Genomic DNA, 254 nt, shown 5'->3' on the forward strand with positions numbered 1-254 from the left:
TGCTGGTGAAGCTGGACCTGAGTTATTCAGTAAAAAAGGGAATAAAGTATCTGTAACACCATTAAGCTCTTCTGAAAGAATGGGTGGAATTGGCGGTCAACTAGGATTACTAACTAAAAGTGTGACAGACATGATACAACATGCAGCTTCTCAATTAGCGCAAATTGTGGCTTACGATGTACCTCATGCATTAGGGGAAGCGCTTTTAACTAGTGTACCTCATATTGTTGGAGCAAATACAGGGGACGGAATGG

1 pseudogene is annotated in these 254 nt (G+C 41.7%); it reads left to right on the top strand.

What is annotated here, in order from left to right:
• Positions 1–254 (top strand): annotated as a pseudogene (locus ACQGS6_RS29610) (hypothetical protein); the annotation flags it as partial.

It is taken from the genome of Bacillus sp. GMs2/2 (assembly GCF_050172095.1).
Taxonomy (GTDB): Bacteria; Bacillota; Bacilli; order Bacillales; family Bacillaceae_G; genus Bacillus_A; species Bacillus_A cereus.